At 73.0% G+C, this 22,777-nt stretch carries 26 protein-coding genes and 1 riboswitch; of the genes, 11 read left to right on the top strand and 15 right to left on the bottom strand.

The window, feature by feature from the left end:
• The first annotated feature begins 81 nt into the window (after positions 1–81).
• A complete protein-coding gene (locus L3i22_RS27320) occupies positions 82–852 on the top strand; it encodes an endonuclease/exonuclease/phosphatase family protein (RefSeq protein ID WP_221320394.1) in 771 nt (256 codons plus the stop codon).
• Between the two features lie 157 nt (positions 853–1,009).
• Here L3i22_RS27320 and L3i22_RS27315 read toward each other — a convergent pair whose 3' ends face one another.
• Positions 1,010–1,513, bottom strand: a complete 504-nt coding sequence (locus L3i22_RS27315; protein WP_221320393.1) for a GNAT family N-acetyltransferase — start codon at positions 1,511–1,513, stop codon at positions 1,010–1,012.
• A gap of 79 nt (positions 1,514–1,592) precedes the next feature.
• On the opposite strand from L3i22_RS27315, the gene L3i22_RS27310 reads away from it, so the two are divergent.
• A complete protein-coding gene (locus tag L3i22_RS27310; protein WP_221320392.1) occupies positions 1,593–2,033 on the top strand; it encodes a MarR family winged helix-turn-helix transcriptional regulator in 441 nt (146 codons plus the stop codon).
• Between the two features lie 7 nt (positions 2,034–2,040).
• A complete protein-coding gene (locus tag L3i22_RS27305; protein ID WP_221320391.1) occupies positions 2,041–2,460 on the top strand; it encodes an organic hydroperoxide resistance protein in 420 nt (139 codons plus the stop codon).
• 53 nt (positions 2,461–2,513) lie between these two features.
• On the opposite strand, the gene L3i22_RS27300 is transcribed toward L3i22_RS27305, so the two are convergent.
• From L3i22_RS27300 to L3i22_RS27290, 3 genes are all read right to left on the bottom strand, one after another.
• Positions 2,514–3,071: a hypothetical protein gene (locus tag L3i22_RS27300; RefSeq protein WP_221320390.1), complete on the bottom strand. Its 558-nt coding sequence runs from the start codon at positions 3,069–3,071 to the stop codon at positions 2,514–2,516.
• Between the two features lie 61 nt (positions 3,072–3,132).
• Positions 3,133–3,726, bottom strand: a complete 594-nt coding sequence (locus L3i22_RS27295; RefSeq protein WP_221320389.1) for a hypothetical protein — start codon at positions 3,724–3,726, stop codon at positions 3,133–3,135.
• Between the two features lie 47 nt (positions 3,727–3,773).
• Complete coding sequence (locus L3i22_RS27290; RefSeq protein WP_221320388.1) at positions 3,774–4,364, bottom strand: MerR family transcriptional regulator; 591 nt, start codon at positions 4,362–4,364, stop codon at positions 3,774–3,776.
• Between the two features lie 107 nt (positions 4,365–4,471).
• Between L3i22_RS27290 and L3i22_RS27285 the strand changes: the two genes are divergently transcribed.
• Entirely contained in the window at positions 4,472–5,353 is an 882-nt protein-coding gene (locus L3i22_RS27285) for a MarR family winged helix-turn-helix transcriptional regulator (RefSeq protein WP_221320387.1), read from the top strand.
• Positions 5,354–5,493: 140 nt separating this feature from the next.
• Positions 5,494–5,757: a hypothetical protein gene (locus L3i22_RS27280; RefSeq protein WP_221320386.1), complete on the top strand. Its 264-nt coding sequence runs from the start codon at positions 5,494–5,496 to the stop codon at positions 5,755–5,757.
• 872 nt (positions 5,758–6,629) lie between these two features.
• Here L3i22_RS27280 and L3i22_RS27275 read toward each other — a convergent pair.
• Positions 6,630–6,953: a hypothetical protein gene (locus tag L3i22_RS27275; RefSeq protein WP_221320385.1), complete on the bottom strand. Its 324-nt coding sequence runs from the start codon at positions 6,951–6,953 to the stop codon at positions 6,630–6,632.
• A 24-nt stretch (positions 6,954–6,977) separates the two neighbouring features.
• Complete coding sequence (locus L3i22_RS27270; protein ID WP_221320384.1) at positions 6,978–7,292, bottom strand: multidrug efflux SMR transporter; 315 nt, start codon at positions 7,290–7,292, stop codon at positions 6,978–6,980.
• Between the two features lie 19 nt (positions 7,293–7,311).
• A riboswitch (guanidine-III (ykkC-III) riboswitch) is annotated at positions 7,312–7,379 on the bottom strand.
• Positions 7,380–7,412: 33 nt separating this feature from the next.
• Here L3i22_RS27270 and L3i22_RS27265 point away from each other — a divergent pair.
• The 3 genes from L3i22_RS27265 to L3i22_RS27255 are packed head-to-tail and all read left to right on the top strand — an operon-like array spanning position 7,413 to position 9,326.
• Positions 7,413–8,120, top strand: a complete 708-nt coding sequence (locus tag L3i22_RS27265) for a DinB family protein (protein ID WP_221320383.1) — start codon at positions 7,413–7,415, stop codon at positions 8,118–8,120.
• Positions 8,121–8,155: 35 nt separating this feature from the next.
• On the top strand, positions 8,156–8,920 hold the full coding sequence (locus L3i22_RS27260) for a 1-acyl-sn-glycerol-3-phosphate acyltransferase (RefSeq protein ID WP_221320382.1): 765 nt from the start codon (positions 8,156–8,158) through the stop codon (positions 8,918–8,920).
• A gap of 37 nt (positions 8,921–8,957) precedes the next feature.
• Complete coding sequence (locus tag L3i22_RS27255) at positions 8,958–9,326, top strand: hypothetical protein (RefSeq protein ID WP_221320381.1); 369 nt, start codon at positions 8,958–8,960, stop codon at positions 9,324–9,326.
• Between the two features lie 118 nt (positions 9,327–9,444).
• On the opposite strand, the gene L3i22_RS27250 is transcribed toward L3i22_RS27255, so the two are convergent.
• Positions 9,445–10,296, bottom strand: a complete 852-nt coding sequence (locus L3i22_RS27250) for a HEAT repeat domain-containing protein (RefSeq protein ID WP_221320380.1) — start codon at positions 10,294–10,296, stop codon at positions 9,445–9,447.
• Positions 10,297–10,589: 293 nt separating this feature from the next.
• A complete protein-coding gene (locus L3i22_RS27245; RefSeq protein WP_221320379.1) occupies positions 10,590–11,246 on the bottom strand; it encodes a GNAT family N-acetyltransferase in 657 nt (218 codons plus the stop codon).
• A 146-nt stretch (positions 11,247–11,392) separates the two neighbouring features.
• On the opposite strand from L3i22_RS27245, the gene L3i22_RS27240 reads away from it, so the two are divergent.
• On the top strand, positions 11,393–11,929 hold the full coding sequence (locus tag L3i22_RS27240; RefSeq protein ID WP_221320378.1) for a GNAT family N-acetyltransferase: 537 nt from the start codon (positions 11,393–11,395) through the stop codon (positions 11,927–11,929).
• Positions 11,930–12,040: 111 nt separating this feature from the next.
• Here the strand turns inward: L3i22_RS27240 and L3i22_RS27235 are convergent, their stop codons facing one another.
• From L3i22_RS27235 to L3i22_RS27210, 6 genes are all read right to left on the bottom strand, one after another.
• Positions 12,041–13,321: a S1 RNA-binding domain-containing protein gene (locus L3i22_RS27235; protein WP_255657166.1), complete on the bottom strand. Its 1,281-nt coding sequence runs from the start codon at positions 13,319–13,321 to the stop codon at positions 12,041–12,043.
• 163 nt (positions 13,322–13,484) lie between these two features.
• A complete protein-coding gene (locus tag L3i22_RS27230) occupies positions 13,485–13,841 on the bottom strand; it encodes a GntR family transcriptional regulator (protein ID WP_221320377.1) in 357 nt (118 codons plus the stop codon).
• Entirely contained in the window at positions 13,841–15,217 is a 1,377-nt protein-coding gene (locus L3i22_RS27225; protein ID WP_221320376.1) for an MFS transporter, read from the bottom strand. Before L3i22_RS27225 ends, L3i22_RS27230 begins: the two co-directional genes overlap by 1 nt.
• A gap of 72 nt (positions 15,218–15,289) precedes the next feature.
• On the bottom strand, positions 15,290–15,751 hold the full coding sequence (locus L3i22_RS27220) for a hypothetical protein (protein WP_221320375.1): 462 nt from the start codon (positions 15,749–15,751) through the stop codon (positions 15,290–15,292).
• Positions 15,752–15,753: 2 nt separating this feature from the next.
• Positions 15,754–17,553, bottom strand: a complete 1,800-nt coding sequence (locus tag L3i22_RS27215; protein ID WP_221320374.1) for a dynamin family protein — start codon at positions 17,551–17,553, stop codon at positions 15,754–15,756.
• Complete coding sequence (locus tag L3i22_RS27210; RefSeq protein WP_221320373.1) at positions 17,541–19,040, bottom strand: dynamin family protein; 1,500 nt, start codon at positions 19,038–19,040, stop codon at positions 17,541–17,543. Before L3i22_RS27210 ends, L3i22_RS27215 begins: the two co-directional genes overlap by 13 nt.
• A 179-nt stretch (positions 19,041–19,219) precedes the next feature.
• Here L3i22_RS27210 and L3i22_RS27205 point away from each other — a divergent pair, with 179 nt between their 5' ends.
• Entirely contained in the window at positions 19,220–21,670 is a 2,451-nt protein-coding gene (locus tag L3i22_RS27205) for a LuxR C-terminal-related transcriptional regulator (RefSeq protein ID WP_255657165.1), read from the top strand.
• Entirely contained in the window at positions 21,667–22,197 is a 531-nt protein-coding gene (locus L3i22_RS27200; RefSeq protein WP_221320371.1) for a LuxR family transcriptional regulator, read from the top strand. The genes L3i22_RS27205 and L3i22_RS27200 overlap by 4 nt, the downstream gene beginning before the upstream one ends.
• Here L3i22_RS27200 and L3i22_RS27195 read toward each other — a convergent pair.
• Positions 22,194–22,775: a DUF4240 domain-containing protein gene (locus L3i22_RS27195; RefSeq protein WP_221320370.1), complete on the bottom strand. Its 582-nt coding sequence runs from the start codon at positions 22,773–22,775 to the stop codon at positions 22,194–22,196. The two genes, L3i22_RS27200 and L3i22_RS27195, sit on opposite strands and share 4 nt — an antisense overlap.
• Positions 22,776–22,777: the final 2 nt, after the last annotated feature.

Here is a 22,777-nt window from a genome sequence, read left to right as displayed (position 1 = left end):
TCGCGACGGCTATGAAGACGAGCACTGAGCAACACAGAGCCTTGGTGAACACGCATCTTCTCCATTGACTAGGGTCAGCCTGTGCGCCTGGCCACGTTCAACCTGCTACACGGCAGATCACTGTCTGACGGCACGGTACACGCCGACCGGGTCGCCGCGGCGGTCGCCGACCTCGACGCCGACGTGCTGGGTCTGCAGGAGGTCGACCGGGCGCAGCCCCGCTCCGGCGGCCTCGACCTGACCGTGTTGTGCGCGCGGGCCCTCGACGCGCCCGCGCACCGGTTCGCCGCCGCGGTGGTCGGCACGCCCGGCCAGACCTGGCAGCCGTGGCACGCCGACGCCGACATCGCCCACCCGCAGTACGGGATCGCCCTGGTCAGCCGCTTCCCGGTGCGGCGCTGGCAGATCACCCAGCTGCCCGGCGCGCCGATCCGCTCGCCGGTGCTCACCGGCGACGGCCTGCTGCTGCTCAAGGACGAGCCGCGGGTGCTGCTCGCCGCGGTCCTGGAGACGCCGCGCGGGCTGCTCAGCGTCGGCACCACCCACCTGTCGTTCGTGCCCGGCTGGAACGTCCGCCAGCTGCGCCACGCGGTCCGGGCGATGCGCGCGCTGCCGGCCCCGCGCATCCTGCTCGGCGACCTGAACATGCCGAGCGGGCCGGTGCGGGCGTTCACCGGGTGGCGGCCGCTGGCCCGGGCGGCGACGTTCCCGAGCCCCTCGCCGCGCACCCAGCTCGATCACGTCCTGGCGGATCCGCGGGGGGAGGCGGCGCTGGGCCGGGTGGTCCAGGTCCGCACCCCGCATTCGCCGGTCTCCGACCACCGCCCCCTGGTCGTCCACCTGGACCGCTGACCCCTTCCGGTCCGCCTCGTTCCAGGTCGCTGTCCGGTCGCGGTCCGCTTCGGTCCCGCTCAACCCTTGCTTGGGTACGGCCGGAGCACCGCGCCCCGCCGTGACCGCCCGCAGGGTGGCTGCCCGCCCCGGGCCCGGCCGCGCCGCGCGCTCCCGGCTACCTGGTCGGGCGGAGGTAGACGTCCTCGAGGCCGTCCTCCGGGTCCCACTGCTCGCCGACCTTGCGGAAGCCGAAGCCCTTGATCGTCGCCCGGGACCCGGCGTTGTCCGGGCGGATGCTGGCCCGGACCGCGGTCACGCGCGGGTCGGCGTCGGCCCGGTCGAGCATCACGCGCAGCATCGCGCGGGCGTATCCCTGCCGGCGGTGGGCCGGGTCGACCGAGTAGGCCACCTCGACGACCCCGTGCTCGTCCGGCGGCCCGTGGAAGCCGCCGTGGCCGACGACGATCCCGTCCGGGTCGGTGATCGCGGCGCGCGCGATCCACTCGGCGGCGTCCGGATCGGCGGTGATGTCCGCGAGGCGGATCCGCCAGAGCCAGTTCTCGTCGATCAGGTACTGACTCAGCGGCGTCCCCGCGACCCGGCTCGCGGTGTCCAGATCGCCCTCGACGAGGGCCGACAGGGCGGCGGGGGGAAGTTGCACGAATCGGATGCCCGGCATCCCGCGATGATCACACAAGGTAGCGGGCCGCGGCAGCAATCAGTTGCGCACAACTTAATTGCGTACTACTGTTCTGGGCATGCGGGAGAGTGCGGCGCTGGACGAGATGATCTGCTTTCAGCTCTATGCGGCCAGCCGGGCGATGACCTCGCTCTACCGTCCGCTGCTCGACCCGCACGGTCTTACGTACCCGCAATATCTGGTTCTAAGGGTTCTCTGGCACGACGGGCCAACTACCGTCCGTGACCTGGGTCGCACCCTTCGGCTCGACAGCGGCACCCTCTCCCCGCTGCTGAAACGCCTCGAGGCGCAGGGGCACCTGACCCGGGCCCGCGGCGCCGACGACGAGCGCACCGTCCTGGTCAGCCTGACCGGGACCGGTCAGCAGCTGCGCGACCGGATCGGCGACCTCACCCAGGCCCTGCTCTGCTCGGTCAACCTGACCGTCGACGAGCTGACCCAACTGCAGTCACTGCTCATTCGAGCGAACCGCCCCGCAGAGAGTTCCCACGAAAGGTGACACCCGCATGACCGCGATCTACACCGCCTCGGCCACCGCGACCGGTGACGGCCGCAACGGCCACGTCCGCTCCAGCGACGGCGTGCTCGAGTTCGACCTGGCGATCCCGAAGGAGATGGGCGGCCCGGGCGGCGCGCTGACCAACCCGGAGCAGCTGTTCGCGGCGGGCTACGCGGCCTGTTTCCACAGCGCCCTCAAGCGGGTGGCCAGCATGCAGAAGGTCGACATCACCGACACCGCGATCACCGTCGACGTCGGCATCGGCCAGCTGCCCTCGGGCGGCTTCGGCCTGAACGTGGTCATCGAGGCCGAGCTGCCCGGCCTGCCGGAGGAGCAGGCGAAGGCGATCCTCGAGGCCGCCCACCAGGTCTGCCCCTACTCGAACGCGACCCGCGGCAACGTCGAGGTCATCCTCAACATCGCCTGACCGTCACGATCGTTCCCGGAACAGGCGTGCCGCCACCGCGGCACGCCTGTTCTCTATCGTGCGGCCAGCAACCTCGCCAGCTCGGCCCAGTCCCGGGTGACGGTCGCCCACGGCGGGACGTCCGGAGCGGCCGGCTCGTCGGTGCCGCCGAGGAACAGGTGACGATGGCCGACCGACTCCAGGTGGGCGAGCACGTCCAGGTGGTCGTCGACGAAATGCGTGATGCCGAGCCGCTCGCACACCGGCGCCTTGTCCCGGCGTTCCCGGACGAAGTGCACGTGCCCGGCGGAGATGCCGGTCCGAGCGAAGAAGTCGTGGTGGTGCAGCCAGTCCCGGGTGTTGGCGGCCACTTTCGGCCCGGCCTTCGACACGATGTGCACCCGGCCCTCGAAGATCGGCCCGGTCAGCCCGGCGAGCGCCTCGACGACCCCGTCGACCGCCGGTGTCTCCAGCGGCCGGCTGCCGAAGAACGAGGTGTCCTCGTCGCGCCCGGCGAGCCGGACGATCACCCCGCCGACGTCGACCCCCAGCGCCGGTCGCACGGTTCGACCCGGCCCGCGGTAGGGCACCCGGGCACGTCCCGCCTGCTGTCCGGCTCGCTGCCGGGCCATGGGCACTCCTGCCGCCGTGAGGGAAGTTTCGCCACGAGGCTATCGAGCGCGGCCGGTGGCGTCAGGTGGGGCGGGCGACCTGGCGTCGAGCCTCGTCGGCCAGGTCCGGATAGGTCGCGGCGATGACCGCGTAGACCGTGTTCCGGATCGCGATCGTCGCCTCCGCGCGCCCCACCCGCGCGTAGAGACGGTCCAGCGTCGCGTCCTGCACGGTCGTCCGGTGCCGCAGGTAGTCGACCGTCCACCGGCGCAGCGTCGCCTCGTCGACCTCGCCCACCGCGACCGGCTCCGCCTCGAGCCGGTCGCGGTGCGCGATCGCGGCCTCGGCCAGCGCGGCGGCCGGCAGGACCGGCACCCGGATGTCGAGGGCCGCGATCTCGGCCAGCAGCGCGGCCCGCCCGGCGTCCGCGAGCGCCTTCCCGCGGGCGGTGCGCTGCACGGCCCGGGCCCGCCAGCGCCGCCACTGCTCGCTCTGCTCGGCCGCGATCACCCGGGCCAGGCTGAACAGTCGCGTCGGACCGGCGGATCGGAGCACCGGGTGCGGCACGGTCCGGTCCGGCTCGCCGAGGAAGCGGCGGATGGCCGCCACCGTCCACCCCCGCTCGGCGAGCGCGCTGCCGCTGACACAGTCGTCCTTGTCGTGCCGCAACTGCATGCAGGTCATCGTGTCACGGGGCAATATCTACCGCAAGACGGAACAATTCACTCGGGCGCGGGCATCCAGCGGGCGCGTTCCGCCCGCATGGCCTCCCGCTGCTCCGGCGTCAGGGCGGCCATCGCCTCGGTGCGCCGGCGGCTCATCTCGGTCAGCTCCGCCGGGCTCAGCGACGCCGCGAACTCCTGGCGTCGGCGCTGCATCTCGGCGATCTGCTCCGGACTCAGTGGCTGGGACATCGTGTTCATCTCCTCGATCAACTGAACGAATTCGGACGTCGACGGCTCGTCCATGGCTTCGAGTGCGCCGAGTACCCCGAGCAGCCGGCCCCGCAGGCTCATCCCGCGCCGGATCCGCTCCTCGGTCTCGGCGAGCTGCCGCCGCAGCAACCCGACCGGGTCACCGACGGCCGCGCCGAGCGTGTCGCGGATCTCCGACAGGCTCAGCCCGAACCCGCGCAACGCCCGGATGACGTGCAGTCTGCGCACGTCGTCCCCGGTGTAGCAGCGGTGCCCGCCCGGCGTCCGGGCCGACGGCACGAGCAGACCGAGCCGGTCGTAGTGGTGCAGCGCCCGAACCGTCACGCGCGTCGCCCGTGCCAGCTCCCCGACGCGCCACTCACGCTGGGCTTCCCCCATCCGGACCAACCCCTTTCCGAGGTACGTCGTGAACGCTAGGACCTCACCCGACGTCGGGTTCAACCCCCGATCCGCTTTCTTTGACCCGAGTCAAGTACCGTCGGGTCGTGGATGCCGAACAGATCGAGCGGGTGCGTGCCTTCAACCGGTACTACACCCAGCACCTGGGCCTGCTCACCGACCGCTACCTCGGGCAGGGTCGCGCGCTCGGCCCGGCCCGGCTGCTCTACGAGATCGGGTCCCGCGCCGACCTGCGTGACCTGCGCGAACGCCTCGGCCTCGACGCCGGCTACCTGACCCGGCTGCTGCGCGCGCTGCAGACGGACGGCCTGGTCGAGGTCCGGCCGCACCCGACGGACCGGCGGGCCCGGGTCGCCGAGCTGACCGACCTCGGTCACCGGGAGCGCGCCGAGCTCGACGAGCGCTCCCGCCGCGCGATCGTCGACTCCCTCGGCGCGCTCACCACCGGCCAGCGGGCCGAGCTGGTCCGGGCCCAGACCACGGTCCACCGGATGCTGCGCCTGGCCGCCACCACGATCACCCCGGCCGACCCGGCGACGGCCGAGGCCCGGGCGTGCCTGCTGCGCTACGCCGCCGAGCTGCGGGAGAGATTCCCCGAGGGGTACGACACCGGCGCGCTCACCGCCCCCGCCGACGTGACCGGGACGATGCTGCTGGCCCGGGAGGACGGTCAGGCGACCGGCTGCGGCCTGTGGACCCGGCTGTCCCCGGGCGTCGCCGAGCTGCGCCACCTGTGGATCGCCCCGGACGCCCGCGGCCTCGGCCTGGGCCGCCGCCTGCTGACCACCCTGGAGGCCGACGCCGCCGCGCACGGCATCACCACCATGCGCCTGGGCACCCACCGCGCCCTGGTCGAGGCGATCGACCTGTACCGCCGCACCGGCTACATGGAGATCCCGAACTACAGCGACTCGCCCTACAACCAGCTGACCTTCGAGAAGCCCCTGCCACGTACCGTCGTTTCCTAGAATCCTAGGATGCCTTAGGGGTAGTGCGGCAAGCCGCACCCGAGAACAAAAGGACGGCTTCGCCGACAAACCAGATTTGCGTACGCGGTGACAGCTTTCCGGGAGTGACCGGTGTCCCCGCCCCGGAGCACACTGGCGTGATGGATGTGATCTATCCCGGTCCGCTGGACGAGTACGACTGGTTCCTCATCGACCAGAAGGGCTGGCTCGAGGTGACGCTCCGGCACGACGGGCAGAGCCGCTCGGTCACCTTCTACGACGCGACCCGGCTGGCGGAGACCGTGGAGGGGGACGTGCGCGGGCGCGGCTACTTCGTCGAGAGCGCCCTGGTCGTGCTGCCGAAACTGACCAGGGAGGCGATCGAGAGCGTCGCCACCCGCATCATGGCCCACCTCGCCGCATAGCCCGCACCCAGCCGGCCGTCCGCAGGCACCTCCACCCCGCACCCTGCCGGCCGTCCGCAGGCACCTCCACCCCGCACCCGACTCCGCCGGCAGCCTTGGCCGGCAGCCTTGGCCGGCAGCCTTGGCCGGCAGCCCCGAGGGGCCGCCCTCGGCAAGGTCAACGCGCCCCGCGGCCGCCCTGCACCTGACTCCGGCCGTGCCGCGGGGCCGCCGTGCCGCGGGGATTGGGCGGCGGGCCGTGTCCTGCGTGCCACGGGCGGCCGCCTCGCCGCGGCGTCCCGCGCCGCCGCCGCCTGCCGCGCCGCCCCGCCGCCTGCCGCGCCGCCCCGCCGCCTGCCGCGCCGCCCCGCCGCCTGCCGCCTGCCGCGGGCTACGGGGCGCCTCGCCGCGCGGCGCGCGCCGCGCGCAGTGGGTTGGGGGGTTGTGGGTTGCCACGCCGCGGGCTGCGGAGGGGGCAGGTAGTCGTTCGTGCAGTGGACGTCTGCCTAGTGCCCCTCGCCCCACCACACAACCCACCCACCCAAGGGGGACGGCCCATCTGTCATTGTCCCGCGAATTCTCAAGATCACGGGCGTGGCCTGTGGACAGAGCGCTGGTGTGGACAACCCGCGGAGCAGTGACCGGGACTGCGACGCAGCTCGCGGTACCGGTCGGGCCGGCGGCGATCGCCCGGACCGGGCGGGCAACCACCTCGCGGGTGGTCACGGCGGGGCGCAGGGGCTTCCGGCGTACCGAGGCACGGGTTGAGCGGGATCCGAGCGGACCGTGACCGGACAGCTGCCTGGGACGAGGTGGGCTGGCGGGGGCGGCCCGGACCCGGGCGAGGCGGAAGCGGGGGTCAGGGCGGCCCTTGGTGGTTTGCGGAGGTGGGGTCAGGGCTGTTGACGGTTGGTGGTGGCGAGGAGGGTGAAGGCGGTCAGGAGGGCGGCGATCACCACGTCGACGATGATGACGAAGGGGCGGTCGGTGTTGGCGGGGGCCAGGGCGATGCCGGCGGCTACCAGGATGGCGGCGATGGTCAGGGCGCCGGTGCGGACCGGGCGGGTTCCGCGGTTGAGGTGGGTGGCGAGGGCGACCGTGGCGCCGGCGACGCCGGCCAGGATCGTCGGGACGGCGAGGGCGTCGACGCCGTGGCCGAGGGCGGCGGCTCCGAGGGCCGCGAGCAGGGCGTACACGATGACGGCGGCGATGTGCACGGGGGCCTCCCCGGGGGACGCGGGTCAGTGGGCGTACTTCAATCCGATCACACCGGCGACCACGAGCAGTAGGCAGAGGATTTTCGGGAGGGAGGCGCTCTCGCCGAGGACGGTCATGCCGGCGACGGCGGTGCCGACGGCGCCGATGCCGACCCAGACGGCGTAGCCGGTGCCGACCGGGATGGTGCGCAGCGAGTAGCCCAGGCCGAGCATGCTGAGCACGAGGGCGACGCCGAAGACGGCGGTGGGCAGGGGTCTGGTGAAGCCGGCGCTGCGGTCGAGGGCGATGGCCCATGCGGTTTCCAGCAGGCCGGAGATGACGAGAACGATCCATGCCATGACGGACTCACCTCTTGGGAAGGCGGTCGTCTTGTCAGGCCGGGTACGACGCGCAACTCGTCCGGGGCAGCCACGATGTGGTGCCGTGTGAAACGGTAGCACCGTCGCGAGGAGGGCGAAGTGACCGAGTTCATCAACGAGGACTTCAACGGTGTGTGGTTCCGCAATGTCTATTTCGAGGGGGCGCATTTCCGGGGTGCGTACCTGGTGAATGCGGATATCGACGGGGTGATCGACGGGCTGCGGATCAACGGGGTGGAGGTGGCGCCGCTGGTCGAGGCGGAGTTGAACCGGCGGTATCCGGAGCGGGTGAAGATGTCGCCGACGGATGCGGCGGGGTTCCGGGAGGCGTACGCGATCCTGGAGCGGCTGTGGGCCGAGACGGTGGAGAAGGCGCGCAAGTTGCCGCCGGAGTTGCTGCACGAGCGGGTGGACGGGGAGTGGTCGTTCATCGAGACGTTGCGGCATCTGGTGTTCGCGACGGATTCGTGGGTGTTGCGGGCGGTGCTGGGGCAGCCGGCGCCGTGGTCGCCGCTGGGTCTGCCGCACGACGAGATGCCGGCGGAGATGACCGCGGTGGTGCCGTGGGATCGGGCGGCGCGGCCGTCGTTGGACGAGATCGTGGCGGTGCGGCGGGAGCGGGCTGACGTCGTACGCAAATTGCTCGAAGATTTTGATCTGGAGGGGTCGACGGTGCCGGTCGAGGCGCCGGGGTATCCGCCGACGGCGAGTTATCCGGTGCGGCGGTGCGTCGGGGCGATCATCACCGAGGAGTGGGAGCACCGGTTGTTCGCGGAGCGTGACCTGGATGCGCTGACCGGCCGATAGATACCGGTGCGCAGGCGTGTCATCATGGCCCGCCTATGGAAACGTCGACTACCTGGCGACCGCCGCTGCTGTGGCGGTTTCTGCTCGCCCTCTCCCGTGTGGTGATCTTCCCGTTGTGCCGGTTGCGGGTGGTCGGGGCGGTGCCGGCCGAGCTGCTCGGCGGGCCGGTGATCCTGGCCACGAACCATGTCAGCCCGTTCGATCCGCTGGTCATGGTGGCCGCGTGTCACAAGGCGGGGATCGCGCCGCGGATCATGATCACCGGCGGGGTGTTCGACACGCCGGTGGTCGGTGCGGCGATGCGGGCCTGCGAGCACATCCGGGTGGATCGCGGGTCGGCGCAGGTGGCGGACGCGTTGCCGGCGGCCGCGCAGGCGCTCAAGGACGGGGCGATGGTGCTGGTCTACCCGGAGGGGCGGATCGGGCTGGACCCGTGGATGTGGCCGGAGCGCGGCAAGACCGGGGTGGCGCGGATGGCGCAGCTGACCGGTGCGCCGGTGCTGCCGGTGGCGCAGTGGGGTGCGCACGCGGTGCTGCCGTACGAGGCGCCGAAGAACATCGGGCGGGCGCTGCTGCGGGCCCTGGTGCGGCGGCCGGTGGTGACGGTCGGGTTCGGGGTGCCGGTGGACATCTCCACGGTGTCGGGGACGCCCGGGGCGCAGGCGATGCGCGCGACGCGGCTGATCATGGAGGGGATCGACGCGGCTCTCGCGCCGCTGCGGGCCGGGGAGATGGAGATGCCGAGGTACGTCGACACGACGCGTCCTCCGGACATGTCCCGGGTGCGGCCCCGGGGCTGAGCGGTTTTTGTCGTACCCCGGTGGCAGGATCGGCGGCATGGTCAGGGGACGGATCGTTGCCGAGAGTCTGCGGGCCGGGGCCGCGCTGGCGGTGCCGGGTCTGGAGCTGGCGCGGGTGTCGCGGGTCGGGGTGAGCGCGCCGGGGCCGGGGCAGCCGGCGGTGTGGACGCTGCTGGACGTCGCCGCGCCCGCGCAGCGGTCGGAGGAGTTGGCGGCGGCGTTGAGTGCGGCGCTCTCGCCGGACGGCGGGTGGTATGCGGATTTCCGCGCCGGTGCCGAGCATGTGGTGGTCTACGCCGGGCGGATCTTCCGGTATGAGGTGGGCGACGAGGCCGGGCGGGGCGAGGCGGTGGCCTACGGGCGGTCGGTGGGGGTGCCGGAGGCTCAGCTGGACTGGGGGCGATGACCGCTTGACTAGCATCCTAGGATGCCTTAGAGGTAGTGCGGCAAGCCGCACCGGATCTCAAGAACAAAGGACGGCTTCGCCGACGACCCAGAAGCTTTGATTTCGGTACGTCGTCTGGTCAGCCCCAGGTGCGGTCTTCCCGGTCGGCCCACCAGGTGACGAGTCGTTCCGCGAGGGTCGGGGTGGGGCCGGCGTGGCGGCGGATCTCCTCGTCCAGCAGCCGGGCGGCGTCGTCGGAGGTGCCGGCCCAGCCGAGGGTGACCAGGACGGGGCCGATCAGGTGGTCGTCGGCGCCCGCGTCGGTGAGCAGGGCACGGACTTCGCGGACCGTTTCCAGGTGTGCGACGGCCATCGCCTGGATCTGCTCGTCGGGATCGTTCGTGAGCTGGGCCGCCAGGTCGGTGACCCGCTGGACGTCCAGGCCGGCGATCTCGCGGGTCGCCGCGTACAGGGCGTAGAAGCGGGTTTCGTCGTCCTCGTCATGGCAGAGCCGGATCAACGCGTCGGCGGCCTCGGGTTCCACCCGGTCGAGGTCGACCAGGCTGGTCAGGGCGGCCGCGATGTGGAAGCGCACCCGGTCGTCCGGGTGGTCGGTGAAGGCCAGCACCTGCGGCAGGGCCTCCTTGCCATGGTGGTAGCCGAGGGCGGAGATGATCCAGCTCAGTACGGCGGGATCGGTTTCGGTGCGGAGCCGGGCTCGCATCAGCGTGATCGTCTCGACGCGGAAGGGGCGGCCGTCGGGGCCTTCGTCGCCGAGGTTGCGGAGGATCTGCGCGCCCAGTTCCCGCTGGGTGACGTCGTTGTCGTGGAGGAGCGTGGCGGCGATGTCGAAGACTTCCCGGGTCGGGCGCTGGTGCAGGGCGACCAGGGCCGGCTGCGAGGTTTCGCCGTAGGGGTCTTCGATCTCGCGCCTGGCCAGGCGTAACAGCAGGTCGAGGGGCAGTTCTTCCGGGGCGGGCGTGTCAGGCACGGCGCGGCCGCCGGGTGGTCACTGCCTGCGGGCGCCGGCCGGTCGATGCCCCCGGCCGCCGGCCGGTCGATGTCCATCGTGCGGCGGTGGCCGGGGCCCGGAATTTCCGCATTGTCGCCATGGCGCCGACCTTGCCCCGGGCGGCGACACCGGCGCCAGCGAATATCGGTCAGCGGCCCGCCGGGTGTCCCTGGATCGGGGTCGCCCGGTCGGGTCGGGTCTGGAGCGAGCCGGTGCGGGCGAGGCTGACCCCGCCGGTGGCCGCCTTCGCCGGTGCTCAACTTCGCCGGTGCTCAGTCGCGCCGGAGGAAGCCGAATCGGCGGCGGGGTGGGGCTGGGCGTGGGCGGCGGCAGCGCAGCTCGTAGTCGTGGTCGATGTACACGAAGCGGTACGTCTGGATGATCCGGCCGTTCGGCATGGTGTGGGTGGGGTCGCCGGCGGTCGTCTCGGTGAAGCCGGCTCCGGTCAGCCAGCGGCGGCTGGCCTGGTTCGTGATCTCGCAGCCGGCTTCCAGACGCTCGTAGCCGAAGTGCCGGTGCAGCAGGTGGCACACCATGCTCAGCATCTCGTGGCCGTAGCCCTGGCCGCGGTAGTCCCGGTGGACGGCGCCGCCGACGTTGGTGGCGCCGCGCTTGTCGGTGGTGGCCGAGATGTTGGCGACCAGGTGGCGGGTCCGGCGGTCGATGCCGGCGAAGAAGAGCTCGTTCGGTTTGACCGGCAGGAGCGGCTGCTCGGAGTCGATCGGGTCGGCGATCGGGTCGAGCGTGACCTCGCGGCGGATGGTCTCGATCTCCTCGGGTCGCCAGTCGCCGCTGATCAGGGGGTCGTCGATGGACAGGCGGTACCACCGGAGGTAGTCGGTGGCGCGGCTGGTCACCACCCACAGGCGCGGGGTCTCGACGACGTGCAGGTCGTCGGCGCGGCAGAGCACGGTGGGGCGGGTCGGCACGTTGCACACCCTAGAGCGGCCGGTTCGGGCGCCGATATCGCCTGATGTTTGCGGAACGTCCCTGTCCGGCGCGTGGAAATTCGCTGGTGGCGGCGGAGAGCCGGGGACAATCTGTCGGCTGGTCGGCGGTGACGAACGGAGTGGGAATGGGACTCGGGTATCGGTTCGCGGTTCGGGAGGATCTGGCGGCGCTGGAGTCGCTGATCGAGGTGGCGATCGGTGAGTTGCAGAAGGGGTTCCTGGACGAGGCGCAGATCGCGTCCAGCCGGGCGATCATGGGGCTGGACACGGCGCTGATCGACGACCGTACCTATTTCGTGGTCGAGGCCGAGGGCCGGATCGCCGGTTGTGGCGGGTGGAGTCGCCGGGCGACGCTGTACGGCGGTGATCATTCGGAGGGCCGGGACGCGGCGCTGCTGGATCCGGCGAAAGACCCTGCGAAGGTACGGGCGATGTACACGCACCCGGATTTCGCGCGGCGTGGGGTGGGCCGGTTGATCCTGGCGCTGAGCGAGGAGGCGGCCGCGGCGGAGGGGTTCACGCAGCTGGAGCTGATGGCGACGCTGTCCGGGGAGCCGTTGTACCGGGCGGCGGGGTTCGTGGCGGTCGAGCGGTTGAGTGACGACGCGGGCGGGGCGGCCGTCCCGCTGGTCCGCATGCGCAAGCCGATCACTGCCGGATAGTCCCGCCCCGTCTGTACCTGGCGGGCCGGCGGGCGCCGACGGCGGCGCAGGTGGCGTGTGTGTTACTGAATCGGCCGCCGGGCTGCTCGTTTTGCTCTGCGCCACCTGTGGTCACGGGTCTTGCCGCACTGCTCGGAGTGACAGCGGGACTCGCTCCCGAACCATGTCGATGTCGAGGATCTCGGCTGTCACCTGTTGGCCGACGCTGACGACGTCGGACGGGTGGTTGACCGGATGCCGGGACAACTCCGGAATGTTGATCATCGCGGTGAAGCCGCCGATGTCCACGAAGGTGACGCCGAAACTGGCGATGGAGGTGACCGTGCCGGTGACGAGCTGGCCGCGCCGCAGGGTCTTCAGGAACGCCCAGTTCCGGTCGCTGGGTGTCGGCTCGGTCTGCCAGCGTGCGCGGAGTACGCCGTCGCTGTCGGGCAGTACCGCGGTGAACAGCGGGAGATCTTCGCCGGCGTACAGGGATACGACGCCGGCCGCTCTCGCGCCGGCAAGCTGGGCGGTCACGTCGTCGAACTGGGTCTCGTCCGCGACGGTGCTGGTGATCTGCCCGTCCGCCGTCTCCCGGACGATCGTCACCAGGCCTTCGTCGGGCAGGGCGGCCACGGCCGTGTCGACGTCGGTGAGCAGGTCCGGCCAGACGGACAGCTGTGCGCGTGGGGTCAGCCGGGAGCGCACGGTCGTGAGGTTGTCGCGGTTCACGCGGTGCCATCGGGAGGCGTTGTGGGCGAAGGTCTCCTGCAGGTACGTGGCGCGGTGGGTGCTGATGGTCCAGTCGAGGCGGGCCCAGAAGTCGGCGTCGGCGGGGCGCTGCACGTGTGCGGGGTCGTCGGGGGTGAAGTCGTACGGCGAGGCGTCCAGGCGTTGCGGGAACAGGCCGAGTGCCCGGGTGCGGGTCAGCGCGGCTTCGCAGGGCCGGCTGCTGCCGAGGTAGAGGTACTGGTCCCAGCCGACGTGGACGGCGAACTGTCCCTCGGCTTCCAAGCGGCACCAGGCGCCGTTGTCGCGCAGCATCGCTCGGACGAGTTCCAGGCCGGCATCGATCGGCACCGTTGCCCCGTCGTGGAATCCGGCGATGCCGGTGGGGAGGAGGCCGGCCAGTCCGTAGCCGTCGACCGGTGGTTCCAGGCCGAAGTGGGCGACGCCGGCGAGTTGCGGCTCGCGGATGGCCAGCTGTTCGACGCCGCTGTCGTCGGCGAAGGCGGCGACGGCTTGCAGGTAGGCGGTTTCGACCGGCCCGTGGTCGCTGGTGGTGTCCTCGGTGCCGGTGTAGTGGCCGTGCCGGTCGCGGTCGGCGGGGTCGTATTTGGTGACCTGGTAGACGTAGGGCAGGCGTGGCTGCGTTTTCGGGGTCTGTGGTTGACGCGTCAGTGTGGACAACTTCCCTGGGGTTGGATCTTGGGGTAAACCGTGCCCACCCGCGGACGTCGCCCTGGAGGGTCTCGCGTTTTTGGGCGCCCCGCGCCCTGCGAGGCCCGGAAGGGTCCCCGCGGGAGCGACGGTCAGTTATTGGCCGCAGCCGAGGCAATAAAAGATCTTGAAGTTAGGCTTCTAGGGCGGCTTTGACCAGGGCTAATGCGGTTTCGGCGGGGATGCCGAGGGCGCGGGTGGTTTCGGCGTAGGCGGTGGCGGCGTGCTGGGCGCGGCGGGAGGTGCCGGTGGCGCGGGCGGTGATGACGGTGCCGAGGCGGCCGCGGGTTTCGACGAGGCCGGCCTGTTCGAGTTCCTTGTAGGCGCGGGCGACGGTGTTGGCGGCCAGGCCGAGGTCGGTGGCGAGTTGGCGCACGGGTGGGAGTTTCTCGCCGGCGGTGAGGTGGCCGTCGGCGGCGAGGGCGGCGATGCGCAGGCGGACCTGTTCGTAGGGTGGGGTGGGGGAGCCGGGGTCGACGGTGATGTCCATCAGGTCAGTGTCGGGGGTGTGTTGCCGGCGGCGATGATGGCCCGCCGGATCGGGACGAAGGCCAGCAGGACGCCGCCGACGAGGAAGAACACGACCAGGGAGACGATGCCGAGGCGGTAGCTGTTGGTGAGCTGGAAGATCAGGCCGAAGAAGAGCGGGCCGAGCCAGCTGGTGCCCTTGTCGCTGATCTCGTAGAAGCCGTAGTACTCGCCTTCCCGGCCGGCCGGGATGAGCTGGGAGAACAGGCTTCGGGAGAGGGCTTGGCTGCCGCCCATGACCAGGCCGATGCCGGCGCCCAGGAGCATGAACCAGACGGGTTCGCCGGCGGGTAGCCAGAATGCGGCGACGACGACGAACAGCCACAGGCCGAGGCTGACCAGGATGGTGTTGCGGGCGCCGATGCGGGTGGCGAGGGCGCCGAGCAGCAGGGCGCCGCCGAAGGCGAGGAACTGCACGATCAGGATCGTGATGATCAGGGTGGACTGTTCGAGTTTGAGTTCTTCGGTGCCGAACTGGCTGGCCAGGCTGATGACGGTCTGGATGCCGTCGTTGTAGATCAGGTAGGCGCCGAGGAAGGCCAGGGTGAGCGGGTAGGCGCGCATGGCCCGCAGGGTGTGGCCGAGTTGCCGGAAGCCGTCGGTGACGACGTTGCGGCTTTCGCCGGTGCTCTCGGCGCCGGGGTGTTCGCGGAGCCAGAGCAGCGGCATCAGGGTGAACGCGGCCCACCAGACGCCGGCCGAGACGATCGACCAGCGGGCCAGGTCGAGGGTGCGCTGGGGGTTGCCGTCCTCGGTGTACAGGGTGACGGCGACGAGGTTGAGCAGGAGCAGGACGCCGCCGCCGAGGTAGCCGATGGCCCAGCCGCGGCTGGAGATCTTGTCGCGGTCGTCGGGGCCGGCCAGTTGCGGCAGGAACGAGTTGTAGACGACGACGGAGGCGCCGAAGGCGATGTTGGCGATCAGGAAGAGCAGGCCGCCGAGCAGGTAGCGGTCGCCGGTGACGAAGGCCATCGCGACGGTGGCGGCGGCGCCGATGAAGGCGGTCGTGGCGAGCAGGGGTTTCTTGCGGGGGGCGCGGTCGGCGACGGCGCCCATCACCGGCAGGACGAAGACGGTCAGCAGGACCGACAGGGACACCAGGTAGGGGAAGTAGGAGCCGGCGGCGACGGTGATGCCGAGTGGGTGGACGGTGGCGTGGCACTCGTCGGCGTCGATGGCGCAGCCGGCGGCCTGTTCGGTGACGCTGGTCAGGAACGGGCCGAGGAAGACGGTGATGACCGTGGTGGAGAACGCCGAGTTGGCCCAGTCGTAGAAGTACCAGCCGGTGCGTTCCCGTTTACCGGCGGTGGCGGGGGTCGGGGTGCCGGTGACGGCCATCGTGTGCGCTCCTGGGTGTGGGTCGGTGCGCGCACATGATGTCATCCGGGCGGCGTTCAGGCGAGACGCAGGTCACTGTTCATCCGGGGTCCACCAGCGGGCCAGGGCGGCGACGGCGGGGTCGTCGGAGGCGGACAGCAGGGTCCACGGGTCGGCGCCGTCGGGGACCTCGATGCCGGCGTAGGCGGCGAGTTCGTGCGGGTCGACGGGGTCGTCGGGGCTGTCGTAGTTGCCGGGGGCGCCGAGGGTGGCGGCGTCGACCCAGGGGAAGCCGTCGACGGGTTCGGGCAGGTCGCCGACCTCCAGGGCCGGGGGGAAGTCGTCGACGACCGGGAGCGTCTCATGCGTTTCGGATATTTCCGGAGTGTCGGTTTCGTGGTCGGCGTCGTGGTGCTGCACCTCGGGGTGCTCGTAGTCGTCGTGGTGGTCATCCAGCTCGGGGGTGTGCATGTCGTGCAGGTCCGGCATGTCGTGACTGTCGGAAAAATCCGGTACGTCGTCGTGGTGGTCGAAGCCGCCCCAGTGGTCGCTCATCTCTACCTCTCGTCGTCGATCGGCGCCGGGGTCAGGGCCCGTGCCCGGAGCAGGGCCTCGTCGGCCTGCCGTACCCGTACTCGTACTGCGTCCAGTTCCTGCTGTGCCGCGGCGCGGCGTCTCGTGCGGCCGGCGGCGTCCTCGGCGGCGGCCGCGTCCAGGTCGGCGATCTGGGCGTCCAGGTCGCGCAGGCGGCGCCCGGTGGCGTCGTCGAGGGCGACCGACAGGGCGTACTGCAGGTCGGTGAAGCGGACGGTGATCTCGTCGGCCAGGGCGGCGCGGGCCTCGGCGAGCACGTCGCGCAGCCAGGTACGGGCGTGCTGGCGGTCGGTGTGCACCCGGCGGCGGTAGAGGACGTAGCCGCCGGCGGCCAGCCCGAGGCCGATCCCGGCGACCGGGATGAGCAGGCCGCCGGCCGCGCCGACGATGGACAGGCCCAGCGCCGCGCCGCGGCCGGCCATGAACGCGATGCCGCCGGCGGACAGGGCGATCAGCAGGTTGTCGCCGGAGCCGTCGCGCGGCGGGGTGGCGGCCAGGGCGTGCCGCAGGGTGGCGTTGACCTTGCCGAGGGCGGCGTCGCGTTCGGCCTCGTCGAAGGCGCTGTCCAGGACGTGCGCGGCGACCTGCCCGAAGGTCGTTTCCAGCCGTTCGGACATCTGAAGGGCCACGGCCTGCAGGTGTACGTCGATGTCGTCGGGAAGTTTCGCCAGGTCCGGGCCGCGCAGCTTCTCGATGCGGGTGGACAGCTCCTGCTGGATCTCGGCGATCCGGCTGCGCAGCGCGCCGACGGTCTCGACCCGGGCGCGCTGGACCTCGGCGCTGAGCAGCAGGGTCCACTGGCGCGACTCGGTGCGTTTGCGGCCGGCCAGGGCGGCCCGGTCGGCGCGCAGTTGCGCGGATCGGGCCGGGTCGGCGGTGGCGGCCTGCAGTTTCGCGTCGGCCTGGCCTTCGAGGCGGCCGAGCTCGCCGCGGGCGGCGCGCAGCACGTTGGCCAGTTGCAGCTGGTGGCCGCGGCCGGCGAGTTCGATCAGGGCGTGCTGCAGGCTCGGGATCTTGGAGGCGTCGGCGAGGGTGGCCTGGCGGGGGCCGTCGGCGGCCAGGGCGAGTTCGGCCAGGCGGGCCGAGACCGGGAACCAGGGGGCCGAGGCGAAGCGCGGGGCGTGGGCCTGCAACAGGCCGCGGTTGTCGTCGGCGATGCCGCGCCACTGCGGATAGGCGTCGATCTTGGTGAGGGCGAAGACGACGGCGTCGACGCGTTCGGCGGCCTGGGCGAGGAACTCGAGTTCCGGTTTGGACAGCGGGGCCGAGGCGTCGGCGACGAAGAGCAGGGCGGTGCCGCGGCGTACGGCGTCGAGGGCGACGGTGGCGTGGACCGGGTCGAGGCCGCCGGCGCCGGGGGTGTCGAGCAGGCTCAGGTAGCGCAGCAGCGGGGCGGGGTGGGTGACCTCGATGCGGCGGGCGCGGCGTTTGCCGGCGGCCCAGTCGGCGAGGTCGTCGACGGGGACCGGTTCGCCGCCCTCGGGCAGCCAGGCGCGGGCGGTGCAGGTGTCGCCGGGGACGAAGCTCAGGTAGGCGGCGGTGGTGACGGCGGCGTCGACCGGGGACAGGCCGGGGACCCCGAGCAGGGCGTTGACCAGGGAGCTCTTGCCGCGTTTGGTCTCGCCGACGACGACCACGCCGGGGCGGGTCAGCTGGGTGCGGCGCAGCTCGGCCAGGTCGGCGGCGGCGTCCATGTCGGTGGTGCGCAGGTAGGACAGGGCGTCGCGGACGGCGGTGTCCATGGTCGCGGTCAGGTCGCGCATCGGCGTACCTCCTGGGCGAGCAGCTGGAAGCCGCGGTGGGCGACGTGGGCGATGCGGGCCTGGGCGGGGCCGGCGCCGTCGACGGCGTAGGCGCGCCAGCGGCCGGCCGCGGCGATCGCCGCGGTGCCGAGCTCGTCGCGGCCGGCCCGGGGCAGGTCGAGGATCCAGCGGGGGTCCTCGGAGGTGGCCAGGCGGATCAGTTCGCTCTCCCGGTCGGCGGGCAGCCGGACGGCGCCGGTGGCGGCGCGCTGGGCGGCGTCGAGCAGGCGCAGCCGGTGGTAGGCGGGGTCGCGCAGGACCTCTTCGAGGGCGTCGCGGACCGTGGTGCGCAGGCGCGGGTCGGCGGTGTGCCCGGCGAGGCGTTCCAGGCGGGTCAGCGCCCAGCCGGCCTTGATCGCGTCCGAGCGCCAGCCGAACGACTGCTGCAGGGTCTGCTGCAGGCGGGGCATGCCGGAGGCGGCGAGCAGGCGGCGGGCGAGTTCGCCGGTGCCCAGGCGGGGTTCGGCGGCGAGCTGGGCGCAGGCGAAGCCGATGCCGTACAGGTCGAGGCGGCCGAGCAGGCGTTCGCGGCGTTCCGGGCCGGCCGGGGCGGGCAAGGTCCGGAACAGGTCGACGGAGGTGAGCAGCAGGCCCAGCTCGTCGGCGGGCAGCCCGGCCAGGGCGGCCAGGGCGTCGCGGTCGGCGTCGGTGAGCCGGCCGGCGCCGGCGGTCTCGGCGAGCAGGCCGACCAGCGGGACGACGTCGCCGACGGTGCGGCGCAGCAGGCCGGCCTGCCCGGCGGCCAGGGGTGCGGCGACCGGCCACGGGTCGTCGGCGCCACCGGCCAGCGTGTCGATCTTGGCGAGGACGCCGAGGGCGTTGATCGGGCTGGTGGCCAGGCGGGCCGAGGCGTCGTGGAAGGCGTCCAGGGCGCGCACGTCGTCGGCGCGCACGGCCTGGGTGAACACGTAGATGACGGCTTCGGCGGTGGCGACCTCGGCGGCGGAGTCGGCGTCGATGTCGTCGTCGAAGGGGGCGTCGCCGACGACGTGGGCGGCGCGGTCGCTGGAGGCGGTGTCGGTGGAGGACAGGCCGGGGGTGTCGACGACGGTCAGTGTCCGCAATCGGTCATTGGTGAGGGTCACATCGACGTAGGCGATGCGGGCCGCGGGCACGCCGAGGCGGGCCGGGACCATGCCGTCGTCGTCGAGCGGGAGGCTGCGGCGCTGGTGGTCGCGGGTGACGACGTCGACGCGGTCGGCGGGGCCGTAGCGGAACCGGGTGACGACCCGGGTGCACTCGCCGGCCGCGGTAGGGGCGACCCGCCTGCCGATAAGGGCGTTTACTAGTGTCGACTTTCCGGCTTTCAGGCGCCCGGCGATCGCGACCCGTAACGGTTCGTGTAGACGGTTGCCGATCTGTCGTACCTGGCCACCAGCATCGGAGTCGAAATCCGTGACGATCTCGTGACACAGTGTAGCCAGCCGGGTGCTGAGCGGGCCGGTCACCGCGACTCGCGAGCTGAGCACACTGTCAGCGACAATGTGCAGAAGGCGGCAGTCGGCGTCACGAAACGGGGACCTTTCTCGCTCCTGGAGCAGGTTCGGTTACCTGTCCGCAGCACAGACTACGGATGCCGACACCGCCGGCGGGATCCCGTGTTCGTGCCAGGCAAGGAGGACAACTAGTGGCGGACGAGCCTTACCTGGCCGCATCCTCCACTCTGCGTCACGGCCCAGCCCTCGTCGTGCTCACCGGCCCACCCGGCTGCGGCCGCAGCACCCTGCTGCAGCGCATCGCCGCCGCGGTGCCCGGCCCGGTGCACGCCGGCGGCGGCCTGGCCATGCTCGCCGGCGTTCCCGCCCTCGCCCTGTCCCGGGCGGTGCGGGCCCGGCTGCCCGGCGACGACGTGCACCTGCTCGCCGAGGCGGTCCGCTCCCGGGTCCGCGGCGGCCTGCTGATCCTCGACGACCTGCAGCACTGCGACCCGGCCACGGTCGCCGCGCTGGCGCATCTGGCCCGCTCCTGCCGGGTGCTGGTCGCGCTGCGCACCCCGCACCGGCTGCCCGCCGACCTGCACGACGCGCTGCGCGAGGCGGCCACCGCCTGGCTGCCGGTGCCGCCGCTGACCGGCGAGCAGTCCCTGACCCTGGCCCGGCGCACCTCGGCCCGCCTGGACGAGGCCACCCTGGCGGCGGTCACCGGCCGGGCCGGCGGCAACCCCCTCGCGATCATCGCGCTGGCCCGGCAGGCCGCCGCGGGCCGGGCCCCGGCCTCGGCCGAGATCGATCAGATGGCGTACGCGATCGCCACCGCCCTGGCCGACCTGCCCCGCCCGGCCCGCACCGCCCTGGCCGCGCTCGGGCTGCTCGGCCGGCCCGCCCCCGCCGCGCTGCTCGGCCCCGGCGCCGCCGACCTGCAGGCCGCCGGCCTGGTCGACACCGAACCCGGCGGCGCGCTGCACCCGGTGTCGGCGTACGTCGCCGAGACCGCCGCCGGGCTGCTCGACGCCGCCGCCCGCACCGACATGCACCAGCGCCTGGCCCAGCTGACCCCGCCCGCCGAGGCCGCCCGGCACCTGGCCGCCGCCGGTGACCCGGCCGGGGCGTACCGGCAGGCCCTGGCCGCCGCCGACCAGGCCACCGGCGGGGAACGCGCGTCCCTGCTGCTGTTCGCCTGCGGCCTGGACACCCCCGTCGACCTGCGGGTCCGGCTGGCCGCCGCGGACGCGCTGCTGGTCGCCGGCCGGGCGGGCGAGGCCGCGTCCGTGCTGGCCGCCGCCGGCGCCAGGGCCACCGGCGCCGCCGCACCGCTGGCCCTGGAGGTCGCCGTCCTGCACGGCGAGGCCCTGCTGCAGGCCGGCGACCCGGACGCGGCCGGCGCCGCCGTGCGGGGGGTGCCGGATGCCGCCGCGACCGCGGTCGTCGCCGCCCGCGACCGGGTGCTGCTGCTCGCCGCCCTGGCCACCGCCCCGATGTCGGCCCTGGACCTGGCCGAGAAGATCACCGCCCGGCACCCGCAGCCGCTGCCCGGCGTCGCCGCCGCGCTGGCCGCGGTCCGCGCGGAGCACCGGGTGCCCGGCTGGGACACCGACCTGACCGCGGCCGCCGACCCGGCCGGTGACCCGCTGATCAGCCGGTGGAGCGCCTGGCTGCTGGTCGAGCACCTGGCCGCCGACGGCCGCCTGCAGGAGTCCGCCGACGTCGCCCGGCGCGCCGCCGCGACCGCCGCCGAAACCCTGTCCTACGGGTGGCAGACCCGGTTCCTGGCCGCCGCCGACTGGGCCCTGGCCCTGCACGGGCCCAGCGACGGCACCGAGAGCCTGCTGCGCCAGGCCGGCAACCTGACCGACCTGGCCCTGCCCGAACAGGCCCGGGCGTACGCGACCGCGGCGACCGCGCTGATCGAGGCCGACACCGGGCTGCTCGCCGCCGCCCGCGGCCGGCTCAAGACCGCGCCGCGGCACCCGGCCGCCGACTGGGTCGCCCGCGAGGCCGCCTGGCTCGACGGGCAACCCGAACGCGGCGACACCGACGACACCGGCGACGGCCTGCTCGCCGGCCTGCACGCGATCACCGCCCGGTGGGCCGCCCACGACCTCGGCGTGCCGGACAGCTCGCCGGTGCCGACCGGGCTGCCCGGCCCGGCCCGGCGCACGCTGACCGCGTGGGCGGTCGGCACCGGGTTCCCGGCCGCCGCCGACAGCTGGCAGCCGATCGCCCTGCGCGAACAGATCCGCTGCCTGATCGCGGCCGGGCTGACCGACCCGGACCGGGACCGGGCAGTGGCCGCGCTGCTGCGCGCCGAGGAGCTCGCCGACGGTGCCGGGCTGACCGTGCTGGCCGGCCGGGCCCGCCGCGGGCTGCGCCAGCACCGGGTGCACCGCGACGTGCGGGGCCGCCGCTCGCAGGGCGGGCTCACCCAGCGCGAACAGGACGTGCTGCGGCTGGTCGCGGCCGGCGAGCCGACCCGCCGGATCGCCGGGCAGCTCGGCATCTCCAGCGAGACCGTCGACACCCACATCCGTGCGAGCATGCGCAAACTCGGCGCCCGCACCCGTACCGAGGCCGCCGCGCTCGCCTTCGCCGTGTCCCCGACCCGTCCCGACACCAGCGACAACAGCGAGGATGGCCGGTGAACCCACAGTCCGACGCACCACGCCACGTAGTTGCCACTGCCGGCGACGCCGACACCGTGCTGCGCCGCCTGGCCCGCGACGGCTGGACGGCGCGCCCCGGATTCGCCCTGCCCGACCCGCAATGGGACGTCACCGCCGCCCGGATCGTGCTGCACGGGCGGATCGGCGACGACGACATCGAAACCGTCCGCCTCGCCGTGCTGGCCGCCGCCCGCGGCGCCGGTGTGGTCGTGCTGTGCGACCCCGAGTCGTACGCCGGGCGCGCCCTGATCGACGACCTGAGCCGGATCGGCGCGGTCCAGCGCGGCACCGACGACGCCGACCCGGTCGCCAGCCTCATCCCGGAACAACGCGCCCTGCTCGACCGGCTGGCCGCCGGCGACACCATCGCGGCGGCCGCCGCCGCCGAGTTCCTCTCCCTGCGGACCGCGAACCGCCGCATCGCCGAGGCCCGCGCCCTGTTCGGGGTGCGCACCACCCGCGAGGCCGTACTGGCCTACCTGCGCCAGCGCCAGCCGGAGAACTAGGCCGTCAGCTGCGGGTACAACTGCCGCAGGTACACCTGCTGCTGCGGGAACAACGCGGCCAGCCCCGCCAGCCGGCACGGCAGCGGCGTCACCGACGGCGGCGGGTCACTCAGGTACACCGGCTCGGTCGAGTCGTAGTAGCCGTCGTACTCCTCACCGGTCAGCGCCTGCAACGCCCGCAGCGGCGCGTACCGGAAACGCTCGGTCAGCAGGACACTGAAGTCGACCCGGCCGGCCGCGACCCCGCGCACCGCCGGATGCTCGGCCAGGCAGTCCGGATCCTTGAGCGCCCGGGTGTACCAGTCGCGGCCCAGGCCGACCAGCCCGGCGCTGAAGTCGCCGAGCGAGTCGTCGCCGCAGCCGTGGTGGATCAGGAACGCCGCGATGAACAGATCCTCCCGGTGCACCCGCAACTGCAGCGCCCGGAAGTAGTCACCGAACCGGGCGACCTGCTCGGGCGCCAGCGCGGTCAGCTGCCGGACCAGAGCCGCCGCCAGCCGGCCGTCGAGATCGTCCCAGGCGGGACCGGCCTCGTCCCGGGCCGCCTCGATGATCTCCCAGCAACGGTTCTCGTCCATCC

Origin of the sequence: Actinoplanes sp. L3-i22 (assembly GCF_019704555.1) — a bacterium.
Taxonomy (GTDB): domain Bacteria; phylum Actinomycetota; class Actinomycetes; order Mycobacteriales; family Micromonosporaceae; genus Actinoplanes.
The sequence above is the reverse complement of the archived record's forward strand: the minus strand, read 5'-3'. Positions and strand labels throughout refer to the sequence as shown.